Annotated in this window: 13 protein-coding genes; 7 read left to right on the forward strand and 6 right to left on the reverse strand. The window is 65.1% G+C overall.

What is annotated here, in order from left to right; translation table 11 throughout:
- Positions 1–26: 26 nt before the first annotated feature.
- The 4 genes from K1X74_15890 to pilM all read right to left on the reverse strand — a co-directional run bounded on the left by K1X74_15890 (position 27) and on the right by pilM (position 10,230).
- Positions 27–4,343, reverse strand: a complete 4,317-nt coding sequence (locus K1X74_15890; protein MBX7167814.1) for a hypothetical protein — start codon at positions 4,341–4,343, stop codon at positions 27–29.
- A 506-nt stretch (positions 4,344–4,849) separates the two neighbouring features.
- The gene (locus K1X74_15895; GenBank protein ID MBX7167815.1) at positions 4,850–6,700 is read right to left on the reverse strand and encodes a hypothetical protein; all 1,851 of its coding nucleotides are present in this window, start codon (positions 6,698–6,700) and stop codon (positions 4,850–4,852) included.
- Positions 6,701–6,763: 63 nt separating this feature from the next.
- A complete protein-coding gene (locus K1X74_15900) occupies positions 6,764–8,020 on the reverse strand; it encodes a hypothetical protein (protein MBX7167816.1) in 1,257 nt (418 codons plus the stop codon).
- Positions 8,020–10,230: a type IV pilus assembly protein PilM gene (pilM, locus tag K1X74_15905; protein MBX7167817.1), complete on the reverse strand. Its 2,211-nt coding sequence runs from the start codon at positions 10,228–10,230 to the stop codon at positions 8,020–8,022. Before pilM ends, K1X74_15900 begins: the two co-directional genes overlap by 1 nt.
- A gap of 303 nt (positions 10,231–10,533) precedes the next feature.
- Here pilM and K1X74_15910 point away from each other — a divergent pair, with 303 nt between their 5' ends.
- The 5 genes from K1X74_15910 (at position 10,534) to K1X74_15930 (ending at position 16,586) form a co-directional block, all read left to right on the forward strand.
- On the forward strand, positions 10,534–13,278 hold the full coding sequence (locus K1X74_15910) for a hypothetical protein (GenBank protein MBX7167818.1): 2,745 nt from the start codon (positions 10,534–10,536) through the stop codon (positions 13,276–13,278).
- On the forward strand, positions 13,275–13,931 hold the full coding sequence (gene cmk, locus K1X74_15915; GenBank protein MBX7167819.1) for a (d)CMP kinase: 657 nt from the start codon (positions 13,275–13,277) through the stop codon (positions 13,929–13,931). The genes K1X74_15910 and cmk overlap by 4 nt, the downstream gene beginning before the upstream one ends.
- Before the next feature lie 8 nt (positions 13,932–13,939).
- Positions 13,940–14,608: a 1-acyl-sn-glycerol-3-phosphate acyltransferase gene (locus tag K1X74_15920; protein ID MBX7167820.1), complete on the forward strand. Its 669-nt coding sequence runs from the start codon at positions 13,940–13,942 to the stop codon at positions 14,606–14,608.
- Positions 14,609–14,715: 107 nt separating this feature from the next.
- Positions 14,716–15,765 (forward strand): DUF1080 domain-containing protein, encoded by a 1,050-nt coding sequence (locus tag K1X74_15925; protein ID MBX7167821.1) that lies wholly within the window; start codon positions 14,716–14,718, stop codon positions 15,763–15,765.
- A gap of 35 nt (positions 15,766–15,800) precedes the next feature.
- On the forward strand, positions 15,801–16,586 hold the full coding sequence (locus K1X74_15930; protein MBX7167822.1) for a metallophosphoesterase: 786 nt from the start codon (positions 15,801–15,803) through the stop codon (positions 16,584–16,586).
- A 40-nt stretch (positions 16,587–16,626) separates the two neighbouring features.
- Here the strand turns inward: K1X74_15930 and K1X74_15935 are convergent, their stop codons facing one another.
- On the reverse strand, positions 16,627–17,466 hold the full coding sequence (locus K1X74_15935; protein ID MBX7167823.1) for a sugar phosphate isomerase/epimerase: 840 nt from the start codon (positions 17,464–17,466) through the stop codon (positions 16,627–16,629).
- A 128-nt stretch (positions 17,467–17,594) separates the two neighbouring features.
- The gene (locus K1X74_15940) at positions 17,595–18,203 is read right to left on the reverse strand and encodes a hypothetical protein (GenBank protein MBX7167824.1); all 609 of its coding nucleotides are present in this window, start codon (positions 18,201–18,203) and stop codon (positions 17,595–17,597) included.
- 54 nt (positions 18,204–18,257) lie between these two features.
- Here K1X74_15940 and rsgA point away from each other — a divergent pair, with 54 nt between their 5' ends.
- Together rsgA and hflX are read left to right on the forward strand one after the other, a co-directional pair.
- On the forward strand, positions 18,258–19,394 hold the full coding sequence (gene rsgA, locus K1X74_15945; GenBank protein MBX7167825.1) for a ribosome small subunit-dependent GTPase A: 1,137 nt from the start codon (positions 18,258–18,260) through the stop codon (positions 19,392–19,394).
- Positions 19,395–19,548: 154 nt separating this feature from the next.
- Positions 19,549–21,003: a GTPase HflX gene (gene hflX / locus K1X74_15950; protein MBX7167826.1), complete on the forward strand. Its 1,455-nt coding sequence runs from the start codon at positions 19,549–19,551 to the stop codon at positions 21,001–21,003.
- Positions 21,004–21,059 lie beyond the last annotated feature (56 nt).

The raw sequence follows: 21,059 nt of genomic DNA on the forward strand, positions 1-21,059 counted from the left end.
CGATTTGAACCGACTCCGTGCGAGGTTTACGGGGCCTCGGCTGGGCTGATGCCCAGCAGCGCCTCTTCCTCTTCCTGGATGATGATCCGCGGAGTGACCATCATCATCAGGCTTTGCGTTTCGCGGCCGATGCCGACGTTCTTGAACAAGCGGTTGATGTACGGCAGCTTGTTCAGCATCGGCACGCCGAACTCGTTGCGGCCCTCGCTCAGTCGCTTGATCCCGCCTAACAGCACCGTGCCGCCGTCGGGCACGCTCACCGTGGTTGAAACGGAGACGAACGAGAAGGTCGGCAACTGCACGCTCGTGCCTTCAGTGACGGTGGTCTTGGCGCTCGATTCGCTGGTCGGGTCTTCGTCCGGACCGGTGGACGCGCTTTCTTCGGAGGTCGTCGTCGAGCCGGAGAAGGTGAAGGTGTCGACCTCGCCGATCTGGCTGAAGAACGGCACCACGGTCAGACGCACGAAGCGTCGATCGCTCGTCACCACGGCCTGGACCGTGAGGAAGGTGCCTTCCGAGAGCACGACGATCACCGGCTGCTGGGCCGCGGCAAAATCGCCGACGACCGGAATCACGCTGATCACGAACGGGCTCTGCGAGATGTCCGACACCGTGGCCGTTTGGCCGTTGAACAGCGTCACCTTGGGGGCCTGCAACACGTTGCTGCGGCGATCGCCCTGCGCGGCGTTGATGAAGAAGAACGCCTCGATGTCGCTGAGGATCGCAAAGCCCAGCGAGGCGCCCGCCGCGGCGTCGAAGCCGCCGAACTGTGGCACGGCCAGCGTGAAGCTGTCCTGCCGGAAGGGAATATCCAGATCCGTGCTGAACACGCCCGGCGCCGCCTGGCCGACGGTGATCGTCGGCGCGTAGTCGCGATCGCGGAGGTTGCGCTCCGTGGTGATGGCGTCGTCGTTCCGCAATTGGGGATTCAGCGGCTTGCCCCAGACCTGGAACGGTCGGTCGATCTTGTCGTTCAGGTCGAAGTCGAAATCGATGCCGATGCGTTCGAAGAAGTTGTCGTTGAGCGTGATGAACCTGACTTCGATCGTCACTTGCAAGTCTTGCAGGCGCCGGAGCTGTTCCAGCAGGTCGACGATCTGCTCGTGGACCTCTTGCGTCTGGCTGATGACCAGGCTGAGGTTCGTGTCGAACTGCTTGACCGAGCCCGGCCCGCCGACTTCGTCCCAGGTTGTCGGGGCGACCGTCGAGGTGATCAATTCGATCAGGCTGTCGAAATCGGCCTGTGTGCCGCCGCCGGCGCCGCCGGGACCGAAGCCGAAATTCTGCGGGCTGCCAGTGGCTGCGGGATTGCCGCCGCCGATCGGCGAATTCATCTGGGCCATCACGCGGGGATCGAGCGTGGCGCTGGTCGTGCCGCCGCCTTGCGTGGCGGCCACCATCAGGGGCGCGCTGCCCCCGGTGCTGGCCGCGGCGCCAAAACCGACGTTCCCGTAGGCATCGCGCAGGGCACCGGCCATGCCCATATCGTTCGAGGGCAGGAAGTGCGGGATCGGCACCACCAGGTCGGCGACCCCGTAGGTGCGCGTAATCAGTTCGGTGTCCTTGAGCTGGATGCTCGTGATCTTGAGCACCTCGTCCTTGATCACGTAGGCCAACCGCTTCGGCTCGAGAATCAACCGCAAGGCACTCTTGAGCTGAATATCTTGCGTCAGGTTGATCGTGACTTTGTCACCGGTGGTAATGCCTTCTTCCGCCAGACCCTGGGGATCGAGGTAGATGTTCAATTCGGCTACTTTGCCGAGATACTCCATGACCTCGGACAGCGGGGCATCGGTGAAGCCGAGCGAGACGGGCGTGCGCAGCTTCTGCTCGATCTCAAGTTCCTTTTCCGAACGCCGTGGCCCGTCGACCTGCATGCTGCGGCGGCGATTGGTCAGCGCTTCCCATTCCTTGGCGTCGCGGAACACCAGCGGATTGCGGTCATCGAAGGGCGTCGACGATTCCTCGGTGCTGGCCAAGGCGTTGACAAAGCCGTTTTCTTTCTCGTCGCGCACCTGGAGCGACATGCGGTGGCGATGCAGGAAGTTGGCCTGGACCATCAATTGCTGCGCCACAGGTTCGTCGGGCATCAACTCGACGGCCCGCCGCGCGACGACGATCGCTTCGGCGAAGCGTTCTTCGTCCTGCAGAGTGTTGAATTCTTCGACGAGCTCGGCCAGCTTTTCCTGCCCGTCGAGCTTGGCCTGGCGCTCGCGGTCGATCTGGGCCTCGACCGCCTGATTCTTTTGCTTCAATTCCACCAGCGGCCGGTTCTTGTCGATGTATTGCTGCAATTCGTTGATCGTGCGATCGACGCGCCGCAGCAGGATGTCGCGCGCTGCCGAGTCGAGCCCGGCGTCTTCGACGAGCTTGCGCGTCTCTTGCAACTTGGCCAGAGCGGCTTGCGGATCCTGCTCGGCCAGTTGCCGGGCCGCGGCTTCACGTCGCGTCAACTCGACGGCGACTTTGTTCGCCAGCACTTTCTGTTCGGCCGAGGCGTCCGGCAGCAGCGAACCCGGCTGCGCGGTCTGCGAAACCTCGCCTGGCGACGGCTGGACCTGGCGGAGCAGCTGGTCGAGCTTCAGCAGATGTGCCGGATCAAGCTCTGCACGGCGGGCGTTGGCCTCTTGCAAATAGGCCCGCGCCTGGACGAGATCGCCACCGGCGAGAGCCTTCTCGCCCCAGACGACGAATGTTTTGCCGTCCGGATTTTCCGGCACCGGCGTTTGCGGCGGAGCGTCCGTCGTGGCGGCCGGCTCGCCCGCCAGCGGATTGGCGTCGGATTGTCCAAGCGGTACCGACAGCTCGGGCGCTGACGGACCGGACGCCGGTTCCTCGAATGGCAGTTGCTCGTCGTTCGTCGCGACGTTACGCGTGTGATCGAGTTCGGGCTGATAGACGGCCGCATCCGCACCGGGTTGCGCCGCCGTGGCAGGCATTTCGGCGACGGCCTGCTGCACCGCCGCGGCGTTTCCGCCAGCCATCTGGGCCGGCGCTTGCGTCGGGGGTAGGCCCTGCTTTTGCCGGGCGTCGCTGATTTGGGCCAAGACCTTTTGCGGGGTCATTTCAAAGGGTGCAAAGTTCGCCTGCAACCGATCTGCATCGACGGCCAGGCGTTCGGCGGTGTCCCATTGACCCCAAGCAATCAGCGCCATCGCCTGCTCAAGGAGAACCTGGGCGTATTGCCGGCGGTAACCTTCGGTCTGGCCGTGCTGCGCGCGATTGGCCAGCAACAGTTGATATTTCTCGATGGCCGCGGCGACCTTGCTGGGCTGGTCTTCGTGATAGCCGTATTCCACGCCCAGGCTTTGTGCCTGTTCGGCGGCGCGCCGCGCGCGTGCAAGGTCGCCCACGGCCAGGGCCTGGCGTGCGGCCACCAACAGCTTGTCGCTTTCTGCGCGGGCGTTGGCCAGCGGTGCGGGTGCTTCGGGCTGCACCCGGCCCGGCAGAGCGAGACCGTCGTTCGGATCGACTGGCGGCTCCGTCGTCACTTCCGTGCCGAAAGGCGAGGTGCGCGGGAAACTCGCCGCTCCGGGCTCGTCGGCGACTTGCGGCAGCCGTTCTGGCATGCCTGCGGTCGCGGCGGGGCCCAGCGGATGTCCTTCGTCCGGCAAGAGATTGGGATCGACCGCGTCGGTCTGTCCCAGCGGGTTCAGCGTGGGAGCATTCTGGGGGCTGTCGAGGCGTCCGCCGGCCGCTTTGATGTCGGCAGCCAGCTTCTCCACCGAGTCGGCGTCGTCAGGCCCGAACTGGACGCCCAGTTTCAACAACTCGCGGTAGTAGTGAACGGCGGCAGGAACGTTACCAGCATCGAGTGCCTCGCGCGCTTGCTGCAGCACGAGAACGGCCGTGCCCTTGCGATCTTTCATCTTGCCGGTCACGGCATCGAGGGCGGCATCGCTTTGCAGCGCGGAATTGGTCGCGCCGGGGTTCGGGTTCGAAGCGGGCGCTTCGTCCTCGGCGTTTGGCTGAATCCGCGCACTGGGCAACTTGGCCTGTTTGCGCTTCGAGGCCCGCAACTTGTCCAGGTCGCGGCGCACCTTTTTCGGTGTGTCGCTGAGGCTTTGCAGCAGGCTGAATTTCACGTTCAACGATTCGGCGCGCTCGAGCAACTGCTCGGCCTCGTCGAGCCGACCGGCCTTCATCTCGTCGCGGGCCTGCTTGAGCAGTGCCAGGGCCTCGCCGCGCGGATCCGCGGCCCCCAGATCCTCGTCGGGCTGATTCTGCGCACAGGCGACGCGACCCAGCTCCCAGACAATCCACGTGGATTGCGTTTGGGCCAGCACCGGCGCAGCGCAACAGACGACAGCCGTGGCAGCCAAGGAACGAATCGTCGTTTTCAAAACGATCTCCTTTCGCGACTCGCAGCAGCCTTCGCCCGGCTCGCTCGAGGGCTCCGCGTTGGTCGCTTCCTTGCGATCACGCGAGTTTTCCGGGCGTGGAGGCGGTTTGCGATCGCCGGGAATCGGCCGGAGGCCGACTATCAAGGGGCGTCACTTCGCTGCCAGGGCCGAAAAACCAGTGCTCGAACGGCTGTGGATGGGCAGAAGGGAGTGCGATAATTACTGGCGGTGGCGAGCGCGGGTCAAGGTCACTTCGCGTCAAGCCGTAGCGCGGTACCGAGTTGGCACAAAACGCCTCTCATTTGCTGGCCGATCGGCGCGCAGTTCGGCACGATTCCCCAGCCATTGAAACCGGCGGAAACCGCGAGAAATCGCGCATGCGAAAGGAAACGATGCCAGCAATCAAGCTGCTGGCGAAAGGCAAGCATTCAAGGCGTCGCCAGCAGGGCGAAAGCGTTGCGCGGCCCATTCCGCGGTGACGTCAGCGGCCCTGGCGCAGCATCCGACTACTTGTCGTTGCTGCCGCCCAAGAGATCGCCAAAGCCGTCAGCCGCGTCGCCCGGCTTGTCCTTGTTCTTTTCGCGCGGCGTGGCCCCGCTGTTACGCTTCACGCGTACCATGATCGGATCGCTGGGGGGCAACTGCGACACGACGTACATCTTCAGATCCGATCCCAACACGAGTGCCTGCGAATCGTTGCCGCGCTCGTCGGAGATCATGTCGACCACCACATTGTTGGTCGAAAACGACACGGTTTGCAGCGAAGGTGCGTAGCCGCCCTTGATCGGCACGTCGGCGATCACGCTGACGTCCTGGCGGTTTACCGCTTGCCCGCGTGACACCTTGTCGATCACGGCGACCGCTTCGACGCCGGCGTCGAGAATAAACTGCTCGGCGATGACCGACACCGTCGGCTCGCGCAGGCCCGATCCGGGTTGCGAAGGCCCAGTCAGGTGCAGACGTCCCAGCCCGCCGACGGTGACCGCGGGCGAGGGTTCGCTCCAGCCGCTCAGGCGGTATTGATTGCCCTTGACGGTCTTATCGCCGAGTTCCGGCTTTTCGAGGAAACGCGGATCGACCCCCAGATTCGGGTTTGCCAGCGCCAGCCGGACGCGATAGCGATAGCTGACGTTCGGCTGCACCGTGAAATCCATGAAGCGAAACAGCGTGAATTCTGGCGTCTCTTTGTTCGCGTTCTGCTTGGCCTTGGCCCTGGCAACGGCATTACTGCGGGCCGTCTCGGTCGGTGACTGGCTTGGCAAATCGAATGGCTCGTCGGCGGGAGGTGCCGTGCCGTCGCCCGCCGGCGATTCGCCGTCGGGCGTTGCGTCGGGTGCCGATTCCGTGGGATCGCCCGCCTGCATCGGCAGCTTCGCGTGAGCAACGCTTTCATCCCAGGGGCGCCCCAAGAGCGGCGGCAGGGGGAACGTCAGTCGTTCGTCCGTCAGCAACGGGTCGACGACCTCCAGCGTATTGCCTCCCCAGGCCTTCCTGGCCTGTTCCATGGCCGGGCGGACTGAAATCGGCTCCCACTTCAAATCAGCCGATTCGGCACCTTGTGGCACGGCCGCGCGCTCGAGCAGGAAACCGATCCACTGCGGCAAGTCGGCACCTTCCGGGTCGCGGAACTGGGCATTGCCGAAGGCCGCCTTGTAGGCCTCGTATTGCAACTTGGTCGGGACAAGCCCCGTGATCACCACCCACATCTTGCCTTCCGCGGGCGGCGCATTGACCGTCGGCGGCTCGGGCACGAGCTCGTCTTTTTTCTTGTCGTCCTTGTCCTTGTCATTGTTCGCGGCAGGCTTCGCACGGGACGGCCGGCCACCCCCTCCACGAGCGTCTTGTAGGCGACGCGCGACTTCTGCCGCTCTGGCGGCCTTGTCGGTCTCTTTGTCGCCCGCTATCGAAGCCGCGCCGTCCACTAGGGGCTGGCCGCTCGACGAGCCACTGGTCGATTTGGGAAACGCGCCATAGCCATAGGCGGTCTGCAATTCGATGACCGCCAGGTATTCGGGCTCTCCCCGTTTGCCGCCAAGTTCCAGCGGCCGCTGGAGCGGCCGTTCCACCTTGTAACTGGCCAGGGTGATGTTGCCGGCGGACTTTTCGACGTCGCCCTCGAACGATTTCACCTCCGTGGCCTCGGGCCCGGGGCTGTTGGGGCCGAAGAGCTGCCGCGCGGAATTGGCGTCGCTCGTCAACTGATCGGGCAGTCTCTGAAGCGGCGTGTGACCAAAGGAGCCGTAGATCAGGTACAGCAGCACCGCTCCACCGATCGCCAGGCCGATCTTCTCGACATGATTGATCAGGAACTGCTGAATCTGGGCCGTATCGAGCTTGAGTTTCACCTTGACGGCCATCACCTTCTCCTTCGGCAAGTCGATCGCAGGGGCGACCGCAGGCAACTTGGGTAAATCACCGAATCAGGGCTCGCCAGCCACGGCGGGCTCACCGGTCGCCGCCGGTGCCAGACTTGCGTCCGGTGGGTTGAACAAATGCAGGTAGCCCCAGATCACAACATTCGCGTCAAAGGGGCCAATGTCGACACCGACCTGGACACCGCCGCCCGCGCCACCCCCTGAGCTGCTCTTGCTCGAGGAACTGCTACTCGAGGAACCGCCGCCACCGCTGCCGGGAGCACCTTTACCGGCCCCGCCGTTGTCCGCGTCGCGGAACGAGACGTACTGCGTATTGAACAGCAGCGGACAATTCGCGCACGACACCAAGAGATCGGGCAAGCGGCGTTGATCCATTACGACCTCGAAGAGCACCGGCATCAGCACATACTCTTCCTTGCCCGAAGGCGTCGGTAACGGCTTCATCGTCGTCGGATCGATGTAGCGGTTGGCCAGCAGCACGGAACTCTCGTCGCTGGGCTTCGGCACTACCACGTCGCTCTTGGATTCGTTGCGCCCGCCGGCGGCTTTCGCTTTGGCATAGGGCAGATCGATATTCGGCGCATTGACCGCGGCTTGTGCGAGGCTGATCGATACCAGCTGCTTGATCGGGGCCTGGTAATGCTCGGTGACGCCCTCGTTGACCTTGTTGATTGCGTCAAGCATCACCTGGTAGATCCAGAAATTCTCTTGCGCCACGCGGACCTGCTTCGAATTGGGCTTGCTCCTATAGGAGTAATCGGTGCTCAGTTGCGTGACTTCCTGCCAGACCAAAACGCCCTTGAGCACGGACTCGTCATGCTCACCGTCGACGCCCTTGATGACCTCCACTCGTCGCAGGTTGTACTTCTCATTCCAACTGAGCGGAATGTTTTGCGCGTATTGCATGTAGCGCAGCAGGAATTGATCGGAAAAATCGTCGTCACGGCCCAGCCGGTTGGCCTCGTCGGCAAACCCCGCGCCGAGCACGTCCCCGGGCCAAACCATGACCTGCTGCTGTCGCTGATAATGCAGTTGCCAGGCTTTGCGCACTTCCTCGCGCAGCCGCGCCGTGGCTTCTTTCTTCTCTTCAATGAACCTGTCGTTCGGGTGCGGGCTGTTGCTCCGCACGCCCGAAACTTGCCCGAACGCACCCTCGATCTGGCTGCTGTTCGCGGCGAACTGTTCGGCCAGTGTCTTGGTGCCGCTGCGCCAGGCAAACAAGGCACAGCCCAGCACCACGACCAGCAGCAGCCAGAAGTGATACTTCTTCAACGCGCTCAAGTATGGCCTGAGTTTGTCCATCAACCACCTCCCGGACGTTTCGCGCGGGCCCCGCGCCGTCCACCGCCGGTCGACGCTGCCGAATCGTCCTGCCAGCAAAGGTTGATCACGAAGTCGAAGCGCGGCAGCGGCGTCTTGGGCGCGTTTGCATCACTGCCTTCGCGCTCCAGGATGAATTTCGTGTCAATCTGCTTGGGGTCGATGACGATCGGAAAGCCCAACTGCGCGGCGACCGGCAGCGACGCAGCGGGATTCGCCTGGCCCGGTTGCTGACCGGCTTCACCGTCGGCCGCAGGGGCGTCCCCTGCGGGCGCGGCGCCTTCGGCCGGAGTCGCCTGCGCCTTGGCTGCCGCGGCATTCTTCACAAGCGACTTGAAAAACGTATTTTCGACGAACAACGCTCCATCGTTGCGTGGTTCTTTGTTATGGAAGTGGAAGCCGGTGATTTCGATCACCCAGCCTGCTCCCGTGGGGCCCGGTACGTCAGGGCCCACGTCGACTTCTCGCGGTCCCTTTCCGCGGCCGCCCGGCCCACCCATTCTGGGCCGCATTTCGGTTCTGCGCCCGGGCTTCTTGGGGCCCGCCTCTTCCGCGTTGCCCGGAGGTTGACCTTCGGCCGCGGCTTCGTCGGTCGCGGCGACACCTTCCGCCGGGGGCTTCTCGATTTCGATCACGCGATACCACTGGCGAACGTTCTCGTACCAGTCGCCCAGGTTGTCCACCTTCTGGCAGCGGACGCTGGTGATGTGCAGTTCGTTGCGCTGGGACAAATCGGCCGGCGGTTCCTGGCCATCCGCGTCGTGCGGCAGCGCGTCGTGCAGGGCCTTCCACAGCTCGAGCCACTTGGTGCGGTTCTTCCCGGCCTGAGTCAGCCGCTCGCCCAGTTGCAGCGTGGAATCGAATTCGGACTCGGCCGCCTTGAAAGACGACACGAGCTGGCCCGACTGCTGCGCGACGTTTTGCGCCTCGGAGATTCCCTGCTGAAATTTGCTCAGGTCGGCCGTGCTCCAAGCGCGCCAATAGCCAAGACAGCTGATGGTCAGCCCGAGCAGCAGGCACGCCGCCGTGGCCACCGCCCACGGCTGCTTGTCGCGGATCATGCGATCCTGCATGATCTCGCGCGGCAGCAGGTTGGTGCTGATCCGCCCCTGCTTGAGTGCCTGCGCGGCCAGGCCGTAGCACACCGGGAAGCTGAGCAGGTTTTCTTTGAACGCCGGGGCATCGACCACGCCGGCGCCCGAGAGCACACGGAACGCATCGACGCGGGCAATTTCCTGCCCGAGGTTTTTCGACAGGTAGCTCTGCAGGCCGGGCAATTTCATCGCGTTGCCCAGCCCGATCACGCGGCCGATCTTGGCATTGCGATCCAGGTTGGTGAAATAGCCCAGCGAACGCTGCACTTCCGTCAACAGGTTGTTGAACTCGGGCCGCATGGCCTGGAATACGGCCTTCGGATCCTCGGCCGCGGCCGCGTTCCGTTTGAGGTGCTCGGCCTTGGCGAAAGTCAGCTTGAGTTCTTTGGTCAGCGCCTTGGTGAAATGGTTGCCGCCGATCGGGATGCTGCGCTGCCAGACCCGGAAGCCGTTCGTCACGACTAGGTCGGTCGTGTCGGTCCCGAGCGAAACCATCACCAGCGACGGCGGCGGGTTGTCGGGATCGTAGTCCTCGACGCTGGGCGATTCGGGCAATTGATCGAAGGCCGCGAAGTTGTACAGCGCCAGCGGCGTCAATTGGACGAAATCAACCTCAATGCCTGCGTCGTCGAGCGGCTTGAGCGCCCGCTGAACCTGTTCGCGCTTCATCGCGAACAAGCCGACCTCGGTCTCCAGGGCAAAGCCCTCTTCGACACTGCCGCCGGCCATGCGCTGATAGTCCCAAACGACGTCTTCCAGCGCAAAGGGAATCTGCTGCCGGGCCTCGTAGCGGACGATGTCCGGGATCTTCTTGGCCTCGACCGGTGGCAACTTGATGAACCGCGCCAACCCGCTCTGGCCGGGTACGGAAATCGCTACCCGGTCGCCGCGCACATTGTTGCGCGACAAGAACTGCTCGAGTGCCTCTTTGACCAATTGGGCTGGGTCGGCCTCGGGCTGGCTGAGAATCTTGGGGTATTCGATGTAGTCGAATGCGTCGGCAACGAGCCGGCCAGACTCATCGCCCGGGCGGCAACGCAACGCCTTCAGCGCGCACTGACCAATGTCAATTCCCCAGGCGGCGTTCGATCTCGCCATGGGCAAGTCCTCTCTGTCCACATTCCGCGGGGTTCCAGTCCCGTGGGATGACAATCACGACAAGCGCCGACCTGCGGCCGGCATCACCGTGCAGTATTCCCCAGCCAATCGCCGTCGCGCGGGCAAACGAACCTAGATGGACCAAATGACGAGTGCCCAGCGACAAGGGCCCGCTACGAACCGAGCGATTTACGCTATAAATCTTAGCTAGCCGGCGTTGCGACTGTCAAGCAACACGCGGCGGCGTAAGGACATACGACCAGACTGTCCGCCTGGGTCCAGGTGGCTGGAATCGGCTGTGCTATGAACAAGTTTGACGAACTAGCGATTGTGCTGCCTTGTCACAGTCTCGAGGACCTGCCCACTTATTACACCGGGACCAATGCCGACGGGCTGCTGGCCTGCTGGTCCGCTCTTTGGCAACCGGCCGTTTTGGCGGCCTGCGACCGGTTGCCGACCTGGCAAAGGGCCGATTCGCCGCCCGAGCCCGACTCCCGGCGGGTGTTCACCGTGCCGGCCGTCAGCGATGCCTATCTCCCGACCGGCTGGTTGGCCCGTGCCCGCGATCAAGGCGCGGCCATCGTGGCCCAGCAAGGCGCCACCCGGCGCCAGATCGCCGATCGTGTGCTGCAGGCCATGGGCGCCGAGCCCGCTGTCGAACAGGACCTTGCCGCCGACGTCGAGGCGGTCGGCTATGCGTACCTTCAGCAGGAATTGCTCTCGCGGCGGATGCGCTACTCCAGCGCCCTCGACGAAGGCCACTTTGCCAGCGAGGTCAAGGCCGCGGCGGGCGCAGTCCTGGCGGCAGATCGAGAGTTGGCCCGCAAGCATCTCACGGCCGCCGTCGAGGTGCTGACCGAGGCTCGAGATCGGTTCTTTCCGACCGAGGCGTGGCTGATCGATCTGACGCTCGTCGCCGAAACGACGCTCGACGAACGGCTCCGCGCCGAGTTGCAGTCCACCGTCCCGCTGAACCTGCTGCTGACCGCGAACACACTCGACTGTCTCGCGCGGCACGATGCTGCGCTCGCAGCGGCGATCCGGGTCAAATGGGAGCAGCAGACGCTGGCCGTCGTGGGTGGTCACGTCGACGAAGATCGCCTGCCGCTCGTGCCGGTCGAGGATACGCTGGACGACTTGCGGCGCGGCCGTTGCGCGTTCGAGCGGTTGCTCGGCAAGGCGCCCCAGGTTTACGCCCGCCGTCGCGACGGGCTCGCGGCGTTTCTGCCCCAGATCCTGGCCCGCCTGGAATACCACGGCGCATTGCATTTCACGCTCGACGACGGCCGATTTCCACCCGAAGAGCAGAGCAAGACGCGCTGGGAGGGGCTCGACGGCTCGGCCCTCGATGCGCTGACGCGGGTACCCGTCGATGCGGCCGACCCTGGCACCTTTCTGGCGTTTTCCGAGAAGCTCGGTCGAGCCATGGACCTCGACTACGTGGCGACGCTCGTGTTTGCCCATTGGCCGGGGCGTAGCAGCTCGTGGTACGACGATTTGCGGCGCGTGTCCGCCTATGGCCCGGTCTTCGGGCGATTCGTCACGCTGGAAGACTATTTCGCGTCGAGCCAGTCGCCGGGCCGGCTCGCGCGTTTTCCCGCCGATCGATACCGGCCGGCCTATTTGAAACAAGACGCACAGCAAGGGCGCGCCGATCCACTGTCATCAATTGCTGCACGTCACGAGGCCGACGCCGCGCGCGTCGGCGCCTCGGCACTCGACACGATCGCCGTGCTTTGCGGTGCAGCGATGGAAACGCCAGGCGAACCCGGCACGCCGCAACGAGCCGCAGAACGGCTCGCCGGTCGATGGGCTCGTCGCGTTTCGCCGGACGCGAACCCGGACCAGGTGCGATGGCTGGTCCTCAATCCCCTCAGCGGCGCCCGCGTAGCGCCGGTCGAAGACCCGGCGGGCGATCGCCTTCCGGTGGTCGTCGAGCTGCCGGGGAACGGTTTTCGCGTGATCGACCCGCAGGTATCTCGACCCGCCCCGGTGGGCCGCAGCCAGCGCGACCGCGTCGGGATCGTTCATGAGTTCGAACTCGCCAACGAGCACTTGTCCGTGCTGGTCGATCCGGAGACGGGGGCCTTGCGATCGATCCGCGTGCCCAACAAGCGGAGTTCGTTGCTCTCGCAGCAGCTCGCGTTTCGCCGCACGGGGCCGCCGCCGCGGCCGGGTGAGCCCTGGGTCGATCCCGACGATCGGGCGATTTACAGCCGGATGCGCGCGCAGACCGTGGAAACGACCATCAACACGCTCGACGTGGGCGAGATCGTTAGCCGCGGCGAACTGATCTGCGGCGAAGAGGTCGTGGCCGGCTTCGAGCAGCGCGTGCGGGTGTGGCGCGGCGGCAAGACGCTGACCCTGGACTTAACGATCGAGCCCCGGCAGCTTCCCGAAGGTGATCCTTGGGACGAATACTTCGCGGCCCGGTTCGCTTGGGCCGACGAGATGGCCGAGATTTGGCGCGGCGTCGGCATGTCGGCGCAGCCGTGCGAGAACCGCCGGCTCGAGGCACCGCACTATGTTGCGATTCACGAGGCCGCTCACCGCGCAGCCATTCTCACCGGCGGATTGCCTTATCATCGGCGCGTCGGCGACCGCATGCTCGACACGCTGCTGATCGTTCCCGGCGAGACTCGGCGGCGTTTTCGGCTGGGGATTGCCGTTGCGGCCGACTATCCCGAGGCGGCCGCGCTCGATCTGCTTGCGCCGCCGCTGGTCGTGCCGATCGAACGTACCGAGGCGTTGCCCGAATCCGGGTGGTTCTTTCATCTCGACGGTCGCAATGTGCAGGCGACGCATTGGGAGCCGCTGTTGGTCGAGGGCCGCCCGGCCGGCTTCGTGGCCCGGCTGATCGAGACGGAAGGTCGCCCGGTGCGGTGCCGATTGCGAGCTTTTCGCGCGGTCGCTTCAGCCCGGCAGGTAAACTTCGCCGGCACGACGCTGGCCGAGTTGAAAGTCGAGGACGGCGTGATTCAATTGGATTTCACCGCCGGCGAATGGATGGAAGTCGTGGCCCAGTTCGTAAGCAGTAGCCCAGCATGATCGTGACGATCGACGGACCCGCCGGCGCGGGCAAAAGCACCGTGGCCCGCGCACTGGCGCGGCGCCTAGGCTATCGCTTTCTCGACACGGGCGCGATGTATCGCGCCGTCGCGCTGGCGGCGCTGGAGCGGAACGTAGCGCTCGACGATCCCCAGGCCATGGGCCGTTTGGCGCAGACGTTGCGCATCGAATTGCCCGGCGACAACGTGCTGCTCGATGGCCGCGACGTCACCGCGGCGATTCGTACTCCGCACGTGACCCGTCACATTCATTATGCGGCCGACAACCCGGCCGTCCGCGCGCACCTCGTCACCTGCCAGCGGCAGCTCGCCGAGCACGCGGATGTGGTCACCGAGGGGCGCGACCAGGGAACCGTCGTCTTTCCGCGCGCAGAGTGCAAATTCTTTCTCACGGCCAGCCCCGAAGAGCGCGCCCGCCGTCGCGTCGCCGAGCTGGCGGCACGTGGGCAAGAGATAGCGTTCGACGAGGTCTTGGCCGATCAGAACCTGCGCGATGCCCGTGATGCGGCCCGCGAAGTCGGGCCCTTGGTCCGCGCCGCGGACGCGATCGAGGTGCTCACCGACGGGCTGTCGCGCGAGCAGGTCATCGATCAGTTGGAAGCGTTGGTGCGCCGCCGCGCAGCGCAGGGGTGATGTTCGCGATGGCGCAGCGGTCGTTGGCCAGGATTCTCTGGTACGAAACCTTGCGGATCCTCTGCTTTCTGGCGGCGGTCGTCTGGCTGCGGCTGCGCTGGTCGGGCCGCGACCAGGTCCCACGCACCGGCGCGCTGCTGATCTTGTCCAACCATCAAAGCCACTTGGATCCCGTGCTGATCGGCATCGCCTGCCCGCGCGTGTTGAGCTTCCTGGCCCGCGATTCGTTGTTTCGCTTCCGGCCCTTCGCCTGGTGGATCAGCGGGCTGGGGGCGATTCCCATCGATCGCGACGGAACCGGCCTGACCGGGCTCAAGCAGACGCTTCGCAGGCTGAAGGACGAGGAGGCCGTGTTGATATTTCCCGAAGGGACCCGCACGTTTTCGGGCGACGTGGCCCCGCTCAAGCCGGGCTTTTCCATGCTGGCCCGCCGCGGAACGGTCACGTTGTTGCCGATGGCGATCGACGGTGCCCATCGGGCCTGGCCGCGGACGCGCGGATTCCCCTTGCCGGCACCGGTACAGGTCGAATTTGGCGCGCCGATCGCGGCGTCCGAATTGGACGGTCTGTCCGAGGCCGAACTCGTGGCCCTGGTCGAACGGCGAATCCGCGAATGTCATGCCCGGGCCAGGGCACGTCGGTTGTCCGCGTCGCCGCCAGGCCTGCGCATGGCGTGAGCTTGACCGCAGGAACCGGCCCAAGCAGACTGCAAAACCCCGGCAATGAGCCGCGCAGTCGCGGTTGGTTGCCCTATTCCTTTCGCGCCGCCAGGTAGTCGGTTCCTATGCTCGTGTTTCGCCGCCATGCTTGGTTTGTCTATCCAGCGTGCCTGCTGTTGTTCGTAGCGCCAGGCACGGGCCGCGCTGCGGAGGACGACCAGGGACCCATCGCCACCAGCGTCGCCGAGGCGGGTCGTGCCTGGTGGTTTCAGGGCGAATACGCCGGCCGGGTGAAATGCGGTTACCGCACGGCCCCCTTGGGCTTGCAGGTGATCGCCCTGGGCGGACGGAATCTTGGTGCGGTGCAATTTCCCGGCGGTTTGCCCGGTGCCGGTTGGGACTGTGTGACGCGCCAATCGGCCGACGGTACGTGGAGTGGCGAGGTGGCGTCCCTGGCTGGGCCCGATTGCCAGTTCATGATCCACCGCGAGAAGGTCTACGTTTACGACGGCGATGGTGTGTTTCGCGGCTGGATCTACAAGGTCCAGCGCAGCAGCCCCACCGAAGGCTTGCTACCGCCGCCCGGGGCGATCGTGCTGTTCGACGGCACCGCGACCGGCGAACTGAACGGGGTCCGGATCACGGCCGATGGCCTGTTGATGGAAGGCACCGAAACGGTCCGCCCGGTGCGCGATTTTCATCTGCACATCGAGTTTCGCACCCCGTTCATGCCCGAGGCCCGGGGCCAAGGCCGCGGCAACAGCGGCGTCTACCTCCAGGGGCGCTACGAGGTGCAGATTCTCGATTCGTTCGGCCTGAGCGGCGAGCCGAACGAATGCGGCGGCATCTACAAGCTGATCCCGCCGCGGGTCAACATGTGCTTTCCGCCGCTGGTCTGGCAGACCTACGACATCGACTTCCGCGCGGCCCGCTTCGATACGGCCGGCCGCAAGCTGAAGAACGCGTGCATCACGGTCGTCCAGAACGGCGTCCCGGTGCATCGGAACCAGGAGATTCCGTCGAAGACCGGCGCCGGCAAGCCGGAGGGCTTCGAGCCGCTGCCGATCAAGTTCCAGGATCATCACGATCCGGTGCGCTTCCGCAACATCTGGATGATCGAGCGCTGGTCTCGCGAGCCGGAAATCTACGGCGATTCAGGCGTCGCGGCCGATTGACGGCCGCACGCACGCCCAGCACGGAAGCGAATCCGATGGCCGTCTCGCTGATCCAACTTTCCGACTTGCATCTCGTCGCCGACCCGGCGGGCCTGGTCCGCGGAGTTCCGCCGGCCGATTGCCTGCGCGAGCTGCTTGAAGGTGCCCGCGAACAACTGTCGAACGCCGATCGGATCGTCATCACCGGCGATCTGGCGCAGGACGAGCAGCCGGCAACGTACCTGCTCCTGGCCGAATTGCTGGCCGAGCACTTGCCGCGCTGCCGGTTCTTGCTGGGCAATCACGACAGCCGCGCAGGGCTGCGGGCCGCATTCGCCGAGCAGTTCGCGCCGGTGGCCGGCGCCGCGGTGTGGGAAGATCGCGTCGGCGATTCGCGGTTGCTCGCGCTCGACTCGCACGTGCCGGGCGAATCCTTCGGCCGATTGGCCACCGGCGTCTGGCCGTGGCTTCGCGGCTGTCTGCAGGCCGATCCGACCACGCCGACCTTGATCTGCGTGCATCATCCTCCCCTCGAAGTCGGCAGCCCTTGGCTCGACACGATCAACCTGCACGGCGGTGAGGCCCTGGCCCGCTGCCTGCGTCAATGGCCGTGCGTGCGCGGGATCGTCACCGGCCACATCCACCAAGCGCGGGCGACCGTCTGGCAAGGCTGGCCGCTGTGGACGTGCCCTTCGACGGCGTTCCAATTCGCCGCCGGCCAGCCGGAGCCGACAATGGATCATCATCCCCCCGGCTGGCGCAGCTTCACGCTGGACGGCTCGCAGGTGGAGACGCGCGTGCATTACCTGCCGCAGTTGCGCCATCGGGCCGACGATTTCTGAGGGCGGATTGCGAGCCCGCCCTTGCGCGTCGCGCGCCGAGTCAAGCCAGGGCGTCGGCCGCCTTCGCGGCGACGTCGAAGCACTGCCGCACGTCGTCGCGCGGGTCGGCTTCCTTCTCTTCGTATTCGAGCGACAGGCTGCCATCGGCCGGAAACTCGACTTCGCGCAGCGCCTGGAACACGCCTTTGACGTCGAGATGACCCTCGCCCAGGATGACGCCGCGCGCGTTGGCTTTCTGCTCGGCAAAGTCTTTCAGATGCACGCCGTAGAGCCGGCCCTTGAACAGCCGGATGGCTCGCACCGGGTCTTCGGCCGAGCGGATGTAGTGGCCCAAGTCAGCGCAGGCGCCGATCTTCGGGTGATGGCCTTCGATGGCCGTCAGGACGTCGGCGATCTTGTTGTAGCGGGCGCCGGGCCCGTGGTTGTGAATCGCAATGCGGATGTCGAATTCCTCGACCAGTTTGTCGAGGCTGTCGAAGGCGTCCTCGGTCGGATCGGCCGACAGGTTGCGAATGCCGACCCGCTGGGCGAACTCGAACATCTTCCGATTCTTCTCGTGATCCTTGGTAAAAGGGTTCACGCCGTAGCCGATGATCTTGATGTCGCGGCGCCGAGCCTCGGCCAGCATCTTGTCGATTTCGGCCGGCGACGACTTGCTGGGAAAATGCGCCTCGAACATCTCGACGTAATGCAGCCCGAGCTTCTGCGTTTCGTCGAGCGCCTTGAGCACGTCGAAACCGCGGAAGGTGTACGACTGGATGCCCATGGGCATCCCGGCAAAGGGAGCAGCCAGCGCCCGCCCGGTCGCGAACCCTGCGGCGGCCAGCGCCGCCAGACTGGCCTGCAATAACTCTCGTCGCGATGGGTGGTGCGGATGCATGGTGCGGGTCTCCCAGTGGGGTGTGTCGAGCGGTGCGGGGCCGAAGCGAAGATCTCTCCGGGCGGCGATTGTACTCCGGACCAAGCAGCGCCACGAGCACCGCTGCCGGGCGGCGGCCGGGATGCCGCTCAGACGCCGCGCAGCCGCTGAAAATCGCGGGCCACGAACCAGATCAACCCATAGCAAGCCATCAGCATCAGGTGCAGCAGATCGACGTGCTTGAGCGGCCTGCCCTCGGGCAGGGGAATCCGATTCACGGCAAAGCCCACGACAACTAACAGCGTAATCGCCCCCAAGGCGGCGCCGGCCACGGGCGCGCGCCCCAATCGCAACGCCTGCACGGCCGCGATCAGCAGCGCGACGAGCAACGTCGATCCCCAAAGCGTGAGCACCAACTCGAAGTGCGGCGAGCCTTGCAGCGCATGCACGGCGCCCACGCCCACGATGGCCAGCGCCACGGCCCACCATCGCGCGCTCGGCCAAGGACCAAATACCGCGGCCAGCACGCCCAGCCCCATGGCCAGCGTTCCCGGTCCGCGCCCGAGTTGCGAGAGCCACTCGTGCGTGGGGGCGAACTGCGTCCAACCGCCCAGGTTGAAGCCGCCGGCAAACGCAGCCACCGCCACGAAGATCAGGCCTGTGAAGAGGAAGTCGTTTTGCGCGCGCGCCGCCCACACGGCGATGACCACGCAAATCGCGGCCAGGGCAAAATCAAACCATCCGGAGAGGAGCGGCATGCCAGCGGTCCGTCGAGTGTCGGAAAACGACCAAGGTCTGCTAGAGTAGCCAGTATGGCTAAGAAGAAGGGTAAGCTCCGCGCCGAGTTTCGCAAGCATCACGAATCGCGGCGTCGCGACGGCGATCTCACCCGGCAGTTCCATCACGGCGCTCAGCCGCTGGAAGACGTGGCCCGGGGCGAGCGCGTCAGCGGCAAGGGCAAGCTGACCCGCAAACGGACGGTCTTCGGCGACGAAGTGACCGGCGACGAGCATGGGTTTGCCGTGCATTTGGATGTCGACCTGGCCCAGGCCCTGCGCGGCCGGGTGCTGGCCGTGCGCGGGCTGCACAGCACGGTGGTCACTGACGAAGGGCGGCAATATCGCTGCGCCACGCGACGCTTGCTCAAGACCCTGTCGACCGACGCCCGGCACGTGGTCATCGCCGGCGACGTGGTGCTGTTCCGACCCGAGGGCGCCGAAGAAGGCATCATTCTCCGGGTTGAACCCCGGCACGGCACGCTCAGCCGTACGAGCCGTCAGCGGCAACACCTGATCGCCAGCAACGTCGACCAGGTGCTGGTTGTGGGCAGCGCCGCGCAGCCCGACCTGAAACCCAACTTGCTCGACCGCTTTTTGCTGAGTGCCGAGCGGACCGGCATCCGCCCGATCGTTTGCATCAACAAGGTCGACCTGATTGACGCCGCGAGCCTGCAGCCGCTGGTGGGTAACTATGCCCAACTCGGCTACGCAACCTTGCTGGTCAGCGCCACGACGGGGCAAGGGATCGTACGGTTGCGGCGACTGCTGCGCGGACAGCAAACGGCCGTCGTGGGTCAAAGCGGCGTGGGCAAGTCATCGCTGTTGAACGCGGTCGATCCGAACCTCAAGCTGCGCGTCGGTGACGTCAGCGAGGAATCGCAAAAAGGCACCCACACGACCACCACCGCGACGCTGTGGCCCCTGGCCAGCGGCGGGTTCGTGGTCGATACGCCGGGCATCCGGCAAATGGAGCTGTGGGACGTCGTACCGGAGGAGATGGCGGGCTTTTTCAGGGAATTTCGCCCGTTCGTCAGCCGCTGCCGGTTTCCCGATTGCACACACGTCCACGAGGACGATTGTGCCGTGAAAGACGCCGTGGCCGACGACTTGATCGACGGCCGCAGGTATGAAAGCTATTGCCGGCTGCGTGAGGGCGACGGGCTCGAATGACGCCGCGAACCCTGCTGCCGTTGGAGTTGTCCCCCGTGTTGGCCCGGAACTCGCGTAGCCGACATTTGGGCGGGTGGTAGAATTAATCACTAGACTTTCGACGAGGAAGTCGTCCGTACGGCCGGCGCTCAGCAAACGGGAGCATTCCAACCGCGTGACAGATCGAAACCGAATCGGCAGCGTTGTCTCGGAATCGGCCATCCTGGTGGGCGTCCTGCTCGACGACCAACCCGTTTCGGAAAACCCGCTCGACGAGCTGGCCGGCCTGGCGGAAACGGCCGGCGCCCGCGTCGTCGGCCAGTTGACCCAGCGACGCAACGTGCCCGACAAGACGGCCTACCTGGGCAGCGGCAAGGTCGACGAGTTGGCCACGCTCGTGGCGGCGAAAGACGCCGACGTCGTAATTTTCGACAACGACCTTTCGCCTGCCCAGACCCGCAATCTGGAAAAGGCCACGAGCACCAAGGTCATCGATCGTACCGAGTTGATTCTCGACATCTTCGCCAACCGCGCGCAGACCTACGAGGCCCGGTTGGCCGTCGAGCTGGCCCAGTTGCAGTATTCGCTGCCGCGGCTGAAGCGGATGTGGACTCACTTGTCCCGCATTAAGAACGGCATCGGGATGCGCGGGCCGGGCGAAAAGCAGCTCGAAGAAGACCGCCGGCTCGTCGAGCGGAGGATCTTCGAGCTACGTACCGAGCTGGGCGGAATCGAGCGCCGCAAAGAGCGCCAGGTGGCGGGCCGCCGCGATCATATGACCGTGTCGCTCGTGGGTTACACGAACGCCGGCAAGAGCACGTTGATGAACGCGCTGACCGGCGCCGGCGTCTATGCGGCCGACAAATTGTTCGCCACGCTCGACACGCGCACGCGCCGCTGGCAATTGCCCGGCTGGGGGCCCGTGCTGTTGAGCGACACGGTCGGCTTCATTCGTCACTTGCCGCACCACTTGATCGCCAGCTTCAAGGCGACGTTGGAAGAGGCCCGGCAAGCCGATCTGCTGCTGCACGTCGCCGATGCCAGCAACGACGCGGTTGTCGAGCAGATTGATTCGGTCCGCGAGGTGCTCGAAGAACTGGGGATTCGGGCCAAGGACACGCTGTTGGTGTTGAACAAGATCGACGCCGTGCCCAGCCGCACGCAGGTGAGCCTGCTGCTCAACCGCTTCCCTCAGGCGATCGCGGTGAGTGCCCGTAATCGTATCGGGCTCGATCAACTGGCCAACGCCGTGAGCGATGCGCTCAGCGCGAGTTTTGCCGACGTCGACGTCGAAACGGGCGTCGACAACGGGCGTTTGCTGGCCTACCTGGCGGCGCGCGGCGAAGTCTTCTCGCGACGGTACGACGACAGCCGTGTGATCATCCACTGCCGGCTGCCTCAGCGGCATCTCGTGCAGATCGAATCGATCGGCGGTACAGTCAGTCCGCATCGCAACGGCCAAGGCGCCGGCGGTCTGCCTGCGCCAGGTGCGCAGGATGGTGTCGAGCCCCGTAGCGCAGACGAGCGCGGCGCGGCCAACGAGCCGCGCGTGATGGATCACGGCCCCGAGGCCTGGATCGAATCTTCACCCGCCGATAGCTTGCCGCTGACCGACCGTCACGCCTCTTGAGGCGACGTGCGGCTGGCCGGGGTCGCCGCCACCGCGGGAACGATCGCTCGCAAGTA

The organism is Pirellulales bacterium (genome assembly GCA_019694435.1).
GTDB lineage: Bacteria > Planctomycetota > Planctomycetia > Pirellulales > JAEUIK01 > JAIBBZ01.

Coding starts and splice junctions, on each gene's coding strand:
- K1X74_15935 (MBX7167823.1), bottom strand. CDS start 17,466: ATGCATCCGCACCACCCATCGCGACGAGAGTTATTGCAGGCCAGTCTG.
- rsgA (MBX7167825.1), top strand. CDS start 18,258: ATGGCTAAGAAGAAGGGTAAGCTCCGCGCCGAGTTTCGCAAGCATCAC.
- K1X74_15925 (MBX7167821.1), top strand. CDS start 14,716: ATGCTCGTGTTTCGCCGCCATGCTTGGTTTGTCTATCCAGCGTGCCTG.
- K1X74_15930 (MBX7167822.1), top strand. CDS start 15,801: ATGGCCGTCTCGCTGATCCAACTTTCCGACTTGCATCTCGTCGCCGAC.
- K1X74_15940 (MBX7167824.1), bottom strand. CDS start 18,203: ATGCCGCTCCTCTCCGGATGGTTTGATTTTGCCCTGGCCGCGATTTGC.
- K1X74_15895 (MBX7167815.1), bottom strand. CDS start 6,700: ATGGCCGTCAAGGTGAAACTCAAGCTCGATACGGCCCAGATTCAGCAG.
- K1X74_15920 (MBX7167820.1), top strand. CDS start 13,940: ATGGCGCAGCGGTCGTTGGCCAGGATTCTCTGGTACGAAACCTTGCGG.
- cmk (MBX7167819.1), top strand. CDS start 13,275: ATGATCGTGACGATCGACGGACCCGCCGGCGCGGGCAAAAGCACCGTG.
- K1X74_15910 (MBX7167818.1), top strand. CDS start 10,534: ATGAACAAGTTTGACGAACTAGCGATTGTGCTGCCTTGTCACAGTCTC.
- pilM (MBX7167817.1), bottom strand. CDS start 10,230: ATGGCGAGATCGAACGCCGCCTGGGGAATTGACATTGGTCAGTGCGCG.
- K1X74_15900 (MBX7167816.1), bottom strand. CDS start 8,020: ATGGACAAACTCAGGCCATACTTGAGCGCGTTGAAGAAGTATCACTTC.